11 protein-coding genes and 1 pseudogene are annotated in these 14,542 nt (G+C 71.7%); 10 read left to right on the top strand and 2 right to left on the bottom strand.

What is annotated here, in order from left to right:
• Positions 1-10 precede the first annotated feature (10 nt).
• The 6 genes and pseudogenes from OG689_RS42310 to OG689_RS42335 form a co-directional block, all read left to right on the top strand.
• Positions 11-622 carry an ATP-binding protein gene (locus OG689_RS42310; protein WP_266328657.1) on the top strand — a complete coding sequence of 204 codons (612 nt, stop codon included), beginning with the start codon at positions 11-13 and terminating at the stop codon, positions 620-622.
• Positions 619-2,538, top strand: a complete 1,920-nt coding sequence (locus tag OG689_RS42315) for a PEP/pyruvate-binding domain-containing protein (RefSeq protein WP_266328659.1) — start codon at positions 619-621, stop codon at positions 2,536-2,538. The genes OG689_RS42310 and OG689_RS42315 overlap by 4 nt, the downstream gene beginning before the upstream one ends.
• Positions 2,539-2,595: 57 nt before the next feature.
• Complete coding sequence (locus OG689_RS42320; RefSeq protein ID WP_266328661.1) at positions 2,596-3,111, top strand: NUDIX hydrolase; 516 nt, start codon at positions 2,596-2,598, stop codon at positions 3,109-3,111.
• A gap of 279 nt (positions 3,112-3,390) precedes the next feature.
• Positions 3,391-3,822 carry a hypothetical protein gene (locus tag OG689_RS42325; RefSeq protein WP_266328663.1) on the top strand — a complete coding sequence of 144 codons (432 nt, stop codon included), beginning with the start codon at positions 3,391-3,393 and terminating at the stop codon, positions 3,820-3,822.
• A gap of 325 nt (positions 3,823-4,147) precedes the next feature.
• Positions 4,148-5,317 (top strand): hypothetical protein, encoded by a 1,170-nt coding sequence (locus OG689_RS42330; RefSeq protein WP_266328665.1) that lies wholly within the window; start codon positions 4,148-4,150, stop codon positions 5,315-5,317.
• A gap of 403 nt (positions 5,318-5,720) precedes the next feature.
• Positions 5,721-6,554 (top strand): annotated as a pseudogene (locus OG689_RS42335) (NUDIX domain-containing protein); the annotation flags it as partial.
• Positions 6,555-7,111: 557 nt separating this feature from the next.
• Here OG689_RS42335 and OG689_RS42340 read toward each other — a convergent pair.
• Entirely contained in the window at positions 7,112-8,374 is a 1,263-nt protein-coding gene (locus OG689_RS42340; protein WP_266328667.1) for an ISL3 family transposase, read from the bottom strand.
• On the opposite strand from OG689_RS42340, the gene OG689_RS42345 reads away from it, so the two are divergent.
• From OG689_RS42345 to OG689_RS42355, 3 genes are all read left to right on the top strand, one after another.
• Entirely contained in the window at positions 8,364-8,756 is a 393-nt protein-coding gene (locus OG689_RS42345) for an isochorismatase family protein (RefSeq protein WP_266328669.1), read from the top strand. The two genes, OG689_RS42340 and OG689_RS42345, sit on opposite strands and share 11 nt — an antisense overlap.
• Positions 8,753-10,120, top strand: a complete 1,368-nt coding sequence (locus tag OG689_RS42350) for an MFS transporter (protein WP_266328671.1) — start codon at positions 8,753-8,755, stop codon at positions 10,118-10,120. The genes OG689_RS42345 and OG689_RS42350 overlap by 4 nt, the downstream gene beginning before the upstream one ends.
• A gap of 213 nt (positions 10,121-10,333) precedes the next feature.
• Positions 10,334-10,534 (top strand): methyltransferase domain-containing protein, encoded by a 201-nt coding sequence (locus tag OG689_RS42355; protein WP_266328903.1) that lies wholly within the window; start codon positions 10,334-10,336, stop codon positions 10,532-10,534.
• A gap of 448 nt (positions 10,535-10,982) precedes the next feature.
• On the opposite strand, the gene OG689_RS42360 is transcribed toward OG689_RS42355, so the two are convergent.
• Positions 10,983-11,528 carry a hypothetical protein gene (locus tag OG689_RS42360; RefSeq protein WP_266328673.1) on the bottom strand — a complete coding sequence of 182 codons (546 nt, stop codon included), beginning with the start codon at positions 11,526-11,528 and terminating at the stop codon, positions 10,983-10,985.
• A gap of 2,021 nt (positions 11,529-13,549) precedes the next feature.
• On the opposite strand from OG689_RS42360, the gene OG689_RS42365 reads away from it, so the two are divergent.
• A complete protein-coding gene (locus OG689_RS42365) occupies positions 13,550-14,455 on the top strand; it encodes a hypothetical protein (protein WP_266328675.1) in 906 nt (301 codons plus the stop codon).
• Positions 14,456-14,542 lie beyond the last annotated feature (87 nt).

Genomic DNA, 14,542 nt, shown 5'->3' on the forward strand with positions numbered 1-14,542 from the left:
GCCCGCACCGATGTCCCGTCCCTCCCTCGCCCTGTACGGCCTCACCGGGTCCGGCAAGTCCACCATCAGCGCCCTGTTCGCCGAGAACCTCGCGCGTCGCGGTCTCAGCGTCGAGGTCGTCAAGATCGCCCGGCCGCTCTACCGAACGCAGGCCCACCTCTATCAGGTGGCCGGCCGCGAGATCGGCACATGGGAGCCCGACCAGGAACTGCTGTGCGAGCTCGCCCGCCAGTTCCGGCGCATCAACCCCGACTTCCTGGTCGAGGACTTCCTGGCCCGGGCCGACGCCAGCACCGCGCAGGTCGTCATCAACGACGACCTGCGCGACGCGGCCACCGACTACCCCCGCATGGCGGCCGCCGGATTCGACTTCGTCCGCATCGCCTGCGACGACCAGGTGCGCCTGCAGCGCCTCGCGGCCCGACCGGACCGCACCCAGTCGCCCGAGACGGACGCCACCTGGGGCTACGACCAGATCATCCCGACGTGGACCCTCGACAACTCCGGCGACGACCCCCGCAGCGCACAGCAGCAGGTGGACGAGATCGTCACCAAGTGGCTCGCGGGACCCGCCTCCGACCTCCACCTGCTCTCGGACCCGACCGGAGACGAATCCTCATGACGACCATGCGTGTCGCCGCCCTCCCCTCGGCCGCGGACTGCGCGGCCGAGGCCGTCGGCAACAAGTTCGCCGCACTGAACGCCGCCGCAGCAGCCGGATCCGCCGACATCCCGCCCGCCTGCTGCGTCCCGGTGGACTGGTTCACCGAGGCGCTCGGCACCGACCGGCTGCGCCGCCTGCCCACGCTCTTCACCGACCTCACCACCACCGTCGGACACGACCTCGTCGGCGCCCAGCGCGAACTCGCCAGCATCCTCGACGGCCTCGCCCTCACCCCGCGCATGCGCACCATCGTCGCCGGTTTCGTCGCCCAGCTCGACGGCCCCGTAGCCGTACGCTCCTCCACCACCGTCGAGGACGGTCCCGCCAGCAGCCACGCCGGCCTCTACAACTCGTTCCTGCACCTGAGCACCCTCGCCGACGTCGAGCAGGCCATCCTCGCCTGCTGGCGCTCCTTCTACGCCCTCCCAGCCGTCCTCGGCCGCCTGCGCGCCCACGACTCCGACCCCACACCGCGGATGGCCGTCATCATCCAGGCCATGGCCGACGCCCGCCTCTCCGGCATCGCCTTCACCCAACCCGGCGGGACCGTGACCGTCGAGGCCGTCTCCGGCACCGCCGAACACCTCGCCGACGGAGCCGAGGCCGGCACCACCGTCGACGTCGCACCGCACAGCACCGCACCCGAGCCGTACCACTCGGTCGCAGCCCTCGCCCGCAGCCTCAAGGCGCTCTTCCGGGGCGACGTCGATATCGAATGGGCCTGGGACGGCAGCACCACCCAGCTCCTGCAGGTCCGGCCCCTCACCGCCCACCTGCACCGCGCACAGCCCACCGGACCCGTGTGCGCAAGCGCCAGCCTCTACTTCACCGACACCCTCCCCGCAGGACTCGTCCTCGGCGACCTCGCCGACGTCTACCTCGCCATCACCGCCAAGCGCTCCCGGCCCTACCGCATGGCCCGCGCCGCCGACGTCGCCGTCCGCGACGGCTGGATCCTCAGCATCAACGGAGCAGCGCTCACCGACCCCGCGCTGCGCCCGGCCTGGCTGACCGACCTGGCTGGCGACGTCGTGGTCGACCTCGGACGCGACCTGCGCCAGAACATCCTCCCCGCCGCCGCCCTCCTGGACTTCCTCACCGCCGCATGGGGCACCGCCACCGACCCGCTCACCGTGCACGCCGTGATCGTCCGGCCGTTCGTCCGCGGCCTCGTCGGCGCGGTCGCCCACCGGCTCGAGGACGGAACGACCGTCATCGACCACTCCTCGGACGGCCTGCTCGACATCAACCGGGGCATGGCCGGCGTCGAGCAGATCCTGTGCCCGCCAACCACCGACGAACACGCGTGGAACACCCTCGAACCGCCCGCGCCCTGGACGGCCCGCACGCTGCAGACCGTCGCCGCGTTCACCGGCGTGCTGGACGCCGACATGCCCGGCGTCTACAGCGAGTGGGTCCTCACGCCCGACGGCCCGCAGTTCGTGGACCACACCGAGCCCGGCGCCGATCACGACACCGTCGTACCGACCGCCGGCCACGTCCTCAGCCCGGGAGCCGCCACCGGACCGCTGCTGCGCATCTCCGACAGCGACGACCTCACCCGGTTCACCGTCGCGCCCCTCGTCAGCATGCGCTCCGTCGCCGATGCCCCCGCCAGCGACTACGTCAGCGGCCTCATCACCGTAGTCCGGGCCATGCCCGGCAAGCCCGTCGTCTACGCCCGCCGCCCGTACGCGATCCTGTCCGTCCTCCTCGACGACGTCGCCGGCATGGTGTTCGAAGGCGGCTCGCGGCTGTGCCACCTGGCAATCCTGCTGCGCGAGGCCGGCATCCCCGCCGCCGTCCTCGGCACCCCCCTGCCCGACGAAGCGACCGTCGCCGTCCTCGATGACGGAACCGTCCACACCCGCTGACCCGCGCCACCAGACCGACACCTGCCCGGCGGACGCCGGCGGGCATAGCCTCGGCCGATGGACACTCACCTCCCGGGGTACGGGGCCGACCCGGCGTTCGGCCCCGTACCCCTGCACCAGTACCTGGCCGCCCTCCCCGACTGGAAGGCCTGGGCCGCCCTCCACATCCACGACGAGGACGGCCGGATCCTGCTGCTCCACGCCACCGGGAACCGGGGCTGGCAGCACCCCGGCGGGCACACCGAGCATGACGAAGTACCCCACGAGACCGCCGAACGCGAAACCCTGGAGGAGACCGGCCACAAGATCACCGCGCTGGCGCCCCTCGCCGTGGTCGTCACCCCGCCCAGCCATGACCGGCCAGGACGCTTCGGCATCGTCTTCGACGGCGGCACCATGCCGACCGAACACGCAGCACACATCAGCCTCGACCCCGACGAACACGACGACGCCCGCTTCGCCACCCTCGACCAGTGGCGCCACCTCCTGCCCCCGGACCGTTACGCCCGCCTTCAGGCCTACGACGACGCACGGCGCACCGGCCGCACGGTGTACCTCTCGGTTCCGGACTGACACCTGAACGCAGTCCCAGCCAACTTCCGACCTTCACCCATCCACCAGGCGGCGCCCTGCCGACACGGGTGCACGCCGCCAACCGACACGCCGACCCTGTCCCCCCGACGGGCGAATCTCCGCTGAGCCGCCCGCCACCGGGCGGCACCGACACTAGGGTGGTCGAATGAGTTCCCAAGTTCCGCTGAAAGAAAGGGCGTTGAGACCGGAGCGGATCGCCCGTATCAGGCGCGAGGTGAAGTCTGCCCTGGCTTCGACGCGGTCGCGTTCACCGTCCAGGTGTCCGCCGACCTGCCGCACCCGGAACTCAAGGCCCGCACCGCCGACGCCCTGCACCAGTACCTTCCCGTCACCGGCCCGGCAGCCCTCGACGCTCTGCCGCGGTCCTTGCAGGCCACTCCGGAGGCCGCCGGCGCGACCACCGACTTCGGCCTGTACATCTACGCCCCGCACTCCGCCCACGTCGCCACCCACCACCTCCACCCGGAGCGGCTCGACCAGGCCTTCGCCGCGCTCGCTGCCATCACCCCGTACTTCTCCGCCGAGGACACCGTCCGCGCCTTCCTCAACACCCATCCCGGGCGGACACTGGCCGCCGACTGGGCCGGTGCCGCCGACCACCGGGTGCGGCGTGTGGCCAGCGAGGCCACCCGCCCGCACCTGCCCTGTCCGTCGGCACCGATCTGGCCGTCGACACCACCCATCCGCTGAAGTCCCGCGGCACAGCCGCCCTCGCACCGGGCAGTTACCACCTCGCACTCCAGATCAACGGCCGACGCCATCCCCCGGCGCTGCTCCGCTTCACCGGCGACCGGACCGGCTGATCCAGACGGCCGGGCCACGCCCACACTGATCCGCCCTGGGGACGGCCCTGCCACGCCCGCACCCTGCGCCGACCACCGCCCGAGTAGGAGCTCCGCTTGCCACCCGCCGACTCGATCACCGCGACCACCCTCGCCCGCCTGCAACAGCATGCTGGCGAACGCGACCGGCTCCAGCCGTCAGGGTGGAACCAGGCGCTCGAGGTGGACGGCCGGTGACCGAGAAGACCAGCGTCCCGGCCCCGCGGGCTTCGGAGGCCGATGCCCGATCCGCCTTCGCCGCCGCGCTTGCCCGGGAGCCCGGCGTGCACGACCCCGTGGTCGTCGCGGCGCTGGCCCGAGTGCCCCGGCATCTGCTGATGCCGCGCCTGTTCGCGCCGCTCGGCAGCGTCCGACCCGTCCGGCGCTGGAGGCTCGTCGACTTCGCGGACGAGCCCGAGCAGCACCTCGCCGTCTGCTACGGGATGGACCAGGTCGTCGTGCAGCTCGACTGTCGGCCGCCGGGCCCGCTCCTGGCCGGGAGCGAGCACGTCGGCGTCCCGACCGGGCAGAGTTCGGGCGCCGGGCTGCTAGCCCTCACCCTCCAGGACGTCCGCCTCGGGTCGGGCGACCGGTTTCTGGAGATCGGGGCGTGCACCGGCTACCTGAGCGCGGTCGCCGCCGAACTGACGGGACGGCAGGCGACCGGGGTGGAGATCGACCGGGAGCTGGCCCGCGACGCCGCACCGCGCCTGGCCGCGATCAGCGCCGGGGTGCGGCTCGTGGTCCGTGACGGGCTGCGCGGACTGCCTGAAGGCCCGTGGGACGCGATCACCGCCTCGTTCGCCGTCCGGCGCATCCCCGCCGCCTGGCTGCACCACCTCGCCCCGGGCGGCCGGCTGCGCACCACCATCACCACTGGTGCGCCCGGCTGGCACGCCACCGCCCTCGTCCACCGCGACGAGGCGGGAACGATGTCCGGGCGGCTCGCCTCAGAGCTGTGGGGACATGTACCGGACCGGGCCCGCGGGTTCATCCCGCTGCCGGCCGCACCGGCCGAGAGCGGCCGAAGCCGTTCCGCCGTGCTGGTGCCGCCCGCGCCGGCCGAGCGTGGATTCTGGGTCGCGCTCGCGCACGTCCTGCCTGGGGGCCGGAGGCACTGGGACGCTCCCGGCTTCGACGACGAGGTGGTGCTGGTTGCGACCGACGGGTCGCGGGCCGCCGTCGCGCGGGACGGGACGCGTGCCGTCGAGTGGGGGCCGCGGAACCTGTGGCGGGAGGCCGAGGAGATCCACGCGCGCTGGACGGCGGCCGGCCGCCCGGTTGAGTACCGGCTGGAGTTCACCGACGGCGTCCAGCGGGCGGTCGGCGGGCCGGGGCTGAGCTGGGAGATACCCACGACCTGACCGGCCCCCGCTCCCGTGCTCGGCAGGTGCCCCGGATCCCGGAGTGCCGACCGAACGCCACCGCGTCCGCCCTGCGCACCGGCCGAGAGGAGCGGTGCATGAGTGCCGGAAACGGCTGCCGGGCCGGGAACGGGGCGAGTGTCAGACCCTCCTGGCATCGTCACCCAATGAACTCGAATGGATACCAGACGTGATGAATGGGGGTGCGCCCAGCACCCGGACCGCAGAGAACCCGCGACCACCTCCGCACGGTCGGCTGCTCGCCGACACGCCCATCCCGAGAGGTTTCACCGTGCCCCCCGCTCGCAGCCACATCCGCGACCTCGTCCAGACCTACCTGGAACGCCACCCCGGCGAACGCGCCAACCTGACACCGCTGCTGGCGTCCCTGGACGGCGCACCGATGCCCACGAGCCGGGCGACCCTGCCCGCGCACATCACCTGCAGCGCGGTCGTAATCCGGCCCGACGGCCGGGTCCTGCACATCCACCACAAGGCCACCGGCCTGGTCATCTGCCCCGGCGGCCACGTCGAGGAGGCAGACGAGAGCCTGCTCGCAACCGCCCTGCGCGAGGTCCGGGAGGAGGCCGGCATCGCGCCGGGCGACCTGTGCCTGACCCCGCAGACTCTCGGCGTCCCGGTCGACATCGACATCAACGACATCGACCCCAACCCGGACAAGGGCGAAGGCGCGCACCAGCACTACGACTTCCGGTTCGCCTTCTGCCTCGTCGCCGAACAAGCCGAGGTCGCACTGCAGGCCGAGGAGGTCACCGGAGCCGAGTGGCGCCCCCTCGACCAGGTCGCCTCCCCCTCACTGCGCGCGAAGCTGCGCGCCGCCGGGATCGACGGCCGGGCGGAGCCGGTCAACGCCTCCGTCCTGATCCACGACGGCGCGGGCCACTACCTCTTCCACCTGCGCGACAACTACCCGGGCCGCATCTGGGCCCCGGGCGAGTGGTCGCTTCCGGGCGGCGGACGCGAGCCACAGGACACCACGCTGACGGACACCCTGCTGCGCGAACTCGCCGAAGAGGCCCCCGGCCTCGAACTCACCGACCTCGAGCCCTTCGCGGTGGAACAGGCCACCGGCGTCGACGGGCTGTGCCTGCCCGTTCAGATCCACACCGCCCGCTGGAGCGGCGACCCCGACTCCGTGTGCTTGAACGAGGGCGTCATGCTGCGCTGGTTCGAGCCGGACATGCTGCACAGGCTGCTGCTGCGCCCCTCCACGGCCGAGCTGGTGCGCCGTCACGCCGCCCAGCACCCGGCCGCCGGCAGTTTTGGCCGCGCCGGTTCTGATGGCCGCCCACGCCGCCGGGCCGGCGGCGTACGCGTGAGCGCTCTGACCACGGCCGACACCCCCGTCCTGCTGCACGACTGGTCGATCCCTCAGCGCGAGTACGACCGGCAGGAGGAACGTTGGGGCCGCCGGCACGCCTACACCCGGCTCGACCCGGTCCGCACCGCGCTGGTGGTGATCGACATGGTGCCGTTCTTCGACGGGCCGTACGCGCGTGGCGTGATCCCGCAGATCCAGGTCCTGGCGGGAGCTCTGCGCGAGTGCGGCGGCCTCGTGGCCTGGGTGCTGCCGGGACCCGGCGGCCCGAGCGCGGCCCGGGAGGAGTTCTACGGCCCCCAGGTCGCGGAGCTGTACCGGACCTCCGGCGGCAGCGGCCCGCTCGCCGGGCGCCTGTGGCCGCAGTTCGCCGTGGACGAAGAGCGCGACCTGATTGTGGAGAAGGCCGTATCCAGTGCCTTTTTCCGGCTCTTGTGCTGGACCTGTGGGTCGGGTCATGCGAGTTGGCGTCGGGGCAGGGTGGGGCGGTTGCCGCCGAGGCAGAGCATGACGAGGGCGATGACGGCCTCGGCGGAACGGAAGCCGAAGCCTCGGCGGATGATCAAGCGGGTCTTGGTGTTCGTCGACTCGATCAGGCCGTTGGACAGCTTCTCGATGATCGCGTGGAGGATGGCCTCGTAGTGGCGCTTGATCTTGCGAGCGAGGTCGGTGAAGGCCGGAAGGCGGCACCGGGCGGCCCAGGACAGCCATCGGTCCAGGGCCTTCACCGCGGCCTGGACGCCCTCCTCGGCGGCGATCCGGTAGATCGTGCGCAGGCCCTCCTTCAGCAGGTAGGCGCGGTGCAGGCGGGGGTCGTTGGTCGCGATCCAGGCGAGTTTGACCTGCTGGCGGGGCGTGAGGTCCTCGGGGTTCTTCCACAACGCGTGGCGTGAGTGCTTGAGGCGGCGGGCGAGTTCGGGGTCGGCGGCCTCGCGTCGTGCCCGGTTCCACGCGGAGCGGCGTTCCTCGTCCAGGGCCTCGGTGGCCCAGGCCACGACGTGGAACGGGTCCATGGCGCGTACCGCGTTGGGAGCGCGCTCGGCGACCACGTCGGCGATCCACTCGGCGCCGTCGGCGCTGATGTGGGTGAGCCCGTGCGCGCGGTCGGCGCCCAGCACGTCGAAGAAGGAGCGCAGTACGTCCTTGCCGTGGCCGTCCGCCATCCACACCACCCGTCGGGAGTCGTGGTCGACCACGACGGTCATGTACTTCTGCCCGCGCCGGTAGGAGATCTCGTCGATGCCGACACGCCGCAGGCCGGCGAGCCGGTCGATCCCGGCGTCGGCGTCGGCCTGGTGGCGGGTGATGATCGCGCCGACCGTGCGCCAGGCAGTCCGCATCAGCTGGGCAGTGGCCGCCTTGGAGCATTCGGTGGCCATCCAGGCGACTTGCTGATCGAAGTCGCGGGTGAGCCCGGCGTCGTGGCGGGCCCAGGGGACGGCGGCGACCACCACCCCGTGCCGCCGGCAGGTCACCCGGGGCGCGTCGGCCTCCAGGTAGAGCTTGAGGCCGGCAGCGTCCAGGTGACGCCAGCGCCGACGCCCCGCACCGGCGTCGAACCCCGGACAGCGGCTCCCACAGATCCCGCAACGGCGACGCGCCCGAGACCTCGGCCGGACCGCGACCACGATGACCTGCGCATCTACCTCGAACCGCACGTCCTCCGGCACCGCCTGCTCGCATCCGACCAGCGCGTTCAATACCGTGGTGAACCGCACGCCGTTCTCCCTGCGCAAACCGATCTCGGGCCTCAACACCTCAAGATCTGCACAGGGGACGGCGTGTACTGCGTCAGGCGCTCCTCAGCGACCCACAGATGGAGCACAAGAGCCCTTTTTCCCCGGCTTCTGCCCGCTGCCCGATCTGCTGGCCGAGCGCGGCATCGACACTGTGGTGGTGTGCGGTGTCGTCACCGACGTGTGCGTGGCCGGGTCGGCGCGCGACGCCTCCACCCTGGGCCTGCGGGTGATCGTGGTGGCCGACGGTACGGCCGCCGGCAGCGACGAGGTTCACAACGCCACCTTGCGGACCCTCTACCGGTCCTTCGGCGACGTCCGGCCCACTTCGGAGGTCCTCGACCTGATCCTGGCGGGCCGGTGACCGTGCCTTCGGCCGGCCAGCGCTTTGAGAAGGGAGCCCGGCCGGGCGGCTCGGGCACGCTGTGGCGGCAGGCGGACTTCCGTAACTACGCCCTGGGGCAGGGGATCTCGGTTGCCGGCAGCGGGGTGACGCTGGTGGCCGTCCCGGTCGTCGCCGCGCTGCAGCTGCACGCCTCCACCGTGCAGGTGGCCGGGCTGGCGGCGGCCGGACGCCTGCCCCCGTTGTTGTTCACTCTGCACGCCGGCGTGCTGGTCGACCGGTGGCCCAAGCGGCCGATCGTCATCGGCTGTGAGCTGGCCAGCGGCGCCGTGCTGGCCAGCGTGCCGCTGGTGTCGTTGGTCACCGAGCCGTCCCTGGCCCAGCTGTACGTGGTGACCTTCCTGGTCGCCTCTCTCCAGGTCCTGGGCAGCACGGCGTCCACCGCCTTCGTGCCGCAGCTGGTGGAGCGCCACCAGCTGGTGGAGGCCAACACCAGGCTGGGAACCGGGAACTCGCTGGCGGACACGACCGGCTCGAACCTGGGCGGGCTGCTGGTCGGCCTCCTCGGCGGCGCCCGCGCCATCGCCGCCGACTCCCTCTCCTACCTACTCTCCGCGCTGCTGCTGATGCGCATCACCACCCCGGAGCCCGCCCGGACCGAACCCGAGCAGCCAGCCAGCATGTTCGCCGACATCCGCGCAGGCCTCACCTACACCCTGCGCACACCGCTGGTCCGCGCCGCCGTACTGTCCAACTGCGTCAACGCCAGCGTGATGGCCGCCTGCGCGGCCTTGTGGAGCCTGTTCCTGCTACGCAACCTCGGATGGCCGCCCACCATGCTGGGCCTGGTCATGGGAGCAGGCGGCATCGGCGGAGTGATCGGCGGCATCACCGGCCGCCACCTGGCCGCCCGCTTCGGCCCCGGCCGCGTCATCGTCACGGCCCTGGCCCTGTCCCCGGTGTGCCAGCTCCCGCTGCTCCTGGCCCGGCCCGGCGTCATGGGCCAGTGGGCCATCGCAGCGGCGATGGTCGTCCAGACCGGGTGCGCGGTGGCCAGCGGCGGGCTCCTCCGCAGTATCCGCCAGCTGATCGCCCCGCCCGAGCTGCAAGGCCGGGCTCAGTCCAGCGGCATGTGGCTGGCGTTCGGGCTGCGCCCGCTGGCCGCGCTGCTGGCCGGCGTCCTGGGCGCCGCGATCGGTCTGCGCCCGACCCTGGCCGTGATCACCTGTCTGCTGGCCGTGCCAGCGTGGATGCTGTGGCGTTCCCCCATCCGTCACCTCACCTCCCTGGCCACCGCCACCGGCGTCGGACCTGCGACCGCGCTCCCCGCGCAGTCCGCATCCTCTCTGGAATCCGCCGCCGAGCCCGGCGCTCCCGCGCCCTGACTTGCTGTCACCTTCGCCTGGACCGAGCGACCTGAACCGACCTGGAGCCCCGAACATGCCCCTCTTCCCTGATGCCGCGAGCGCCTACCGCATTTTCCGGCCCGGCCGCCCTCGACACCTCGCTGCGTACCCTGCCGACCGCCCCGGAGGCCGCGAGGGTGCCCTGTTGGACGAGCGGTTCGCTCTCCCGACGCTGTAGAGCTGGCGGTAGACATGTGCCGCGACGGTCGGATCACCGAGGTAGTCGGCCTGGGCGGCCGGATCGTCACCGTGGACCTCGATCCGGACGTGGTGAACCGCACCCGGCGCCTCGCCGCCGAGGCTGGCGTCGGCACTGTGGTGGCTGTTCACGGCGACGGTGCGCCCGCCGCCCCGGTGCCCCGGGGCGGGTTCGACGCGGTCATCGTTACCTAGACGAGTAGGTCCGTGCCGTGGTCAGCTCGTCGGCGGCGAGGAAGGGAGTGAGGTCCGCTGGTCGGCTGGCGATCGACGGGAGCAGGACAGGCCCGTGGGCAGAGAAGGGAAGCAGCACGGCAAGATTGTCGTGACTCGGGCAGGGCGGAGCGGCTTCGGCTCGCCGCTGCGCCCCGTCGAGATTCATCGGACCTGGACCTGAGTCCTCGGTCAGGTGATCGAGACAGTGCGTCGAGACCCTGGGGTAGCCGGGGCGTCCGAGGTAGGACGGGCACCAGCCAGCGTCCGGCTGAGGGGGCCAGCGCCTGATGGGCCCAGCACTGAGCGACAGACCAGATCGGTGCGCGCCCGGCCGAGGGCGGAGGTCGCCCTACGGCGGTTCCGGGTCAGGGCTGCGGTTGCCCTCGAAGCCAGTGGAGGAAGGCGGATGCCTGGGCCTGACCGAGGGTCACGGTGAGCTCTTGGGCGCTGTCTCCCGGCTCGACGAGGACTCCGGCGGGGGGATGCGCGGATGTGGCGCCGACGGTGAGCAGCCAGGTGCCGAGCAGAGCGAGTACCCGGACGTGGCGGACGTGGCGGACTTGCTGCCGAGCACGAGGACGACGGTCAGGGCTTCGTGGTCCAGATCCAGGTCGGTGTGGCATTCGGGGGCGTAGCTGCGTACCCGCTCGTACAGGGCGGTGAGGTCGGGGAAGTCGCTCTTGAAGGCGTCGGCGTTCGCCTGGGCCGTTGCGACGCGGTTGGCGTACGCCACCAGGAGCCTTTCGGCGGCACTGTGCAGCTCCGCCGACGGGATATCGGTGAGAGCTTCGACGGTGAGGGGGCTGTCCGAGCCGGGCGGGAGGGATCCGAGGTGGAAGGTGTGGTGAACGGCGGATCCGTCCGGCTGTGCCAGGGTGAGGATGGTGATGTTGAGCGTGGCTTCGAGCTGGATCTTCCAGCCTTCGGGGAGGTCGAGGTGGCGGCTGGCGGGTGCGGGATGGTCGGGCGACATGAGGTATCTCCGGTGTTCGGGTGGCGTCAGGGTGTCCTGAGTGGGAGCGCGGCGGGCTCGGCTGGGGCTCGCGGCGGGGTTGGGGTTTGCGGATCTACTCGTCGGAGTCGGAGAACTTCGGCATGGTCGTGATGCAGCCGGCCGGGATCGAGGTGTGCCCCAGCCACTCGACGCCGAGGTCGATCCGATCGCCGTGGCGATCGGATCAAGGGCAAGGAGCTCGACCGCTTGCCGTGATAGATCACGAGCCGGGCGTGGACTGCGCCGCGAACAAAGGTGCAGGCCGGCGTCGAAGATGAGAGTGGTGCGGGCGGCTCGATAATGCCCAGGTCAGAGACTCGCGTCGCGGCGCCACAGCCTTTCGTCGGCGCGCTTCGCTTCGCGGCGCCGCGCGCGGCGCTCACGTCGCCTGCCCGCCTACGTTTCGCGCGACTCGACCAGCGCCTCGCCGACCTGCTGGCCAGGGTCGGCACCCAGGGTGGCATGGTGCTGGTCACCGGTGACGCGGGCGGGTAGTTGGTCTGGCTGGACCGCTGCGTCATCACCTTCGTGGGCTCGCTGGCGTTCCACCTCGACGTGCGGGGCGGGTCGGGAGCCCGTCGCACCATCAGTTCCGGCGCGCCCCAACGGAAGGCAATCATACATCTTCAAAAAGAGTTAGGCAATGTTGGGTGCCAGCTGATCCCTGCACCGCGTTGCTGATCGGCCAGCGTGGAGCTTCGTGACTGCCGACAGGGCGCGCGGTATTCCAGCCACCAGCGCTGTCCGGGGCCGGCGGCAGCGGAGCAAGTCGTCAGCCTTGCCGGGGCGGGTGCCATGGCCATGAGAGATGCGCTTTCTCACCCTGGTAGGCAGACGCTCATGAGCGCCCGGCACTCTCAGCGTCGTGCGGATACCAGCAGGAAGCGGCTGTGCTGAGGTCCCTGGTACAGGAGCGCGGCCCAGCCCCGCTCGAGCAACCGCTGGGCACACTCGGACAGCCGTGCTTCGGCCTCCAGCCGGGCCGCACCCACTGCTGGCCCGCGCCACTCAACCCGGACCTCGCCAGGCTGGCCGGACGCGATGACCCGGTACCCGGTCTGCGTCCTGCGGCCAGCCCCATCTGTCGCGGATGGCGGGAAGCCCGCAGCCTCGAGAGCCAACGCCACAGCCCACACAGGCCGAGCGAGCTCCCACGGAGCCGGAAGACCGAAGTCCTCGATGCCGGCGCTGCCGGAAAGACGACGGACGTCGACAAGTCCCGTCCACGCCCGAGCAACAGCAGCCGCCCTGCTGGCCTGACCCTCTGGGGCGTAGGCCTCCTCGTCCCCCGTTGCCGCGGTGAACGTGCCGGGCGCAGCGGTCGGCACGTCCACCGAGGAACTGGCGGAACCGGCGCCGCCAGCCTGAGTCCGGAGCCAGTCGCGGACCGCGAGCCCGTCCGCCGTCAAGTAGGTCGCCCGGATCCGTCCGTGCACAACCGCGAGTCCTTTGCCTGCCAGAGCCCTTCGGATGCCCGCCGTGCCTCCTACCTCGCCGGTTCTTGGATCGGAAGCAAGCACCTCTCGTTGCTGAGGTCCGGTCAGCTCAGCAGCCCGCTCAGCCACTGACTTCTCCACCCGAGCTCCATTCCGTCCAACTGCCGGTGCACGAGCCCGATCCACCCGTCGCGGGGGGACTCGGAGATCCTCAGGTCGCGTGCAACAACAGCACTGGCAGCGCAGATTCGTGCCTGTGACTCTACCGCCGCGAGAGGTGGACGCCCCGGACACGGCGGCGACGGCTCGGTTGCCCGACCGCACGCAGACGAACGCCGCTCCCGGCTGACCAGTCCCACGGGCAGCGGGGTGGCCCAGGATGTCTCGCCGGGCCTTCCGCCCACGAAGGCCAGAAGAGAGCGCGCGCCGAGACGCGCGGTCCGCTCCCGGGCGGTGCCCGAAGACCGTCTGCTGATGAAGTCACCCGATCCATGTCACACGGTCGCCGATTTCGACACCTCTATTGGACGTACGCCGCCACTGGCTCGAGATGAGGACTTCACCGTGACCCGCACCCTTGCACCGCACCCGGCCGACCGCACCGTTCGCTCCATCGCTTCGACGTACCGTCAGCTCGACGCATTCATCCTCATGTCCACCGACTCGGACCACGCTCGCAAGCTGGCGGCCCGCGCCATCCTGGCGCGCCCCGACGCCCTCCCGGTCCTGCAGGGCGCGGCGCGGACGGCCGGTACCCGAGCCGCGGTCCTCGACATCGCCCGAACCGACATCGAGGACCGCTTCGAGGAGGCCTGGCCCCAGCGGGCGGACGAATGGATGGAGCGGCTGGGCGCCACATGGCAGGAGTCCGCGCGGTTCTGCGCCGATGTCGCCTGGAGCGCCCGCCAGAGCGGCAGCAGCGTGCTCCTTCACGTCACCGCCGCCCAGGCGCTCCAGCGCGGAGTGGCCGCCATCGCGGCGCGAACGCGCCTGCACCTGTATGCCGTGGCCCTGCGATACGACTTCCGCTGCCGCTCACTGGAGGAACTCCTGAGCGCGCAGCCACTCCAGGACCTGGACCCGTTCAGCCGCTCCCTGCACGTATTCGCGCTGCTCGGCCAGTCCGACCCGAGGGGCCTCGGGCTCATCGACCAAGTCCTCGCCGACGCCGAGGACGACGTGAAGGTCACCCATGCTCTGCTCCACGGACTCTGGCTGGGCGAGGACCTACCCGGACAGCCGCAGCGGATCCTCGACCTGCTGGACCGCCCGGCCTTCGCCGCCCGGCCCGACGCCATCGCCCTCTACCGCAAGGCACGGGCACTACGGCGCCTGCTCCGTCATGACGAGGCCCTGGCCGCGATCGACGAGGCGATGGAGTGCCTGCCGGTCAGCACGGACGCCGCCGTCCACAGCGACCTGGTCCGCGAGCGCGTACTGATCATCGCCGCGCGCGAGCAGGCCTCATAGCGGCCCTCGGGCCATGCCACCAGCCGACCCGTGCGGGCCGAGCGGACGCCGATGTTGCAGCTGCGGACATCATGACCGCCGGTCGGC

Source organism: Kitasatospora sp. NBC_00240 (genome assembly GCF_026342405.1).
GTDB lineage: Bacteria > Actinomycetota > Actinomycetes > Streptomycetales > Streptomycetaceae > Kitasatospora.

Excerpts from the sequence above, each read along its gene's own strand:
- OG689_RS42310 (WP_266328657.1), top strand. The coding sequence starts at position 11 with ATGTCCCGTCCCTCCCTCGCCCTGTACGGCCTCACCGGGTCCGGCAAG.
- OG689_RS42315 (WP_266328659.1), top strand. The coding sequence starts at position 619 with ATGACGACCATGCGTGTCGCCGCCCTCCCCTCGGCCGCGGACTGCGCG.
- OG689_RS42320 (WP_266328661.1), top strand. The coding sequence starts at position 2,596 with ATGGACACTCACCTCCCGGGGTACGGGGCCGACCCGGCGTTCGGCCCC.
- OG689_RS42355 (WP_266328903.1), top strand. The coding sequence starts at position 10,334 with ATGTGCCGCGACGGTCGGATCACCGAGGTAGTCGGCCTGGGCGGCCGG.
- OG689_RS42360 (WP_266328673.1), bottom strand. The coding sequence starts at position 11,528 with ATGTCGCCCGACCATCCCGCACCCGCCAGCCGCCACCTCGACCTCCCC.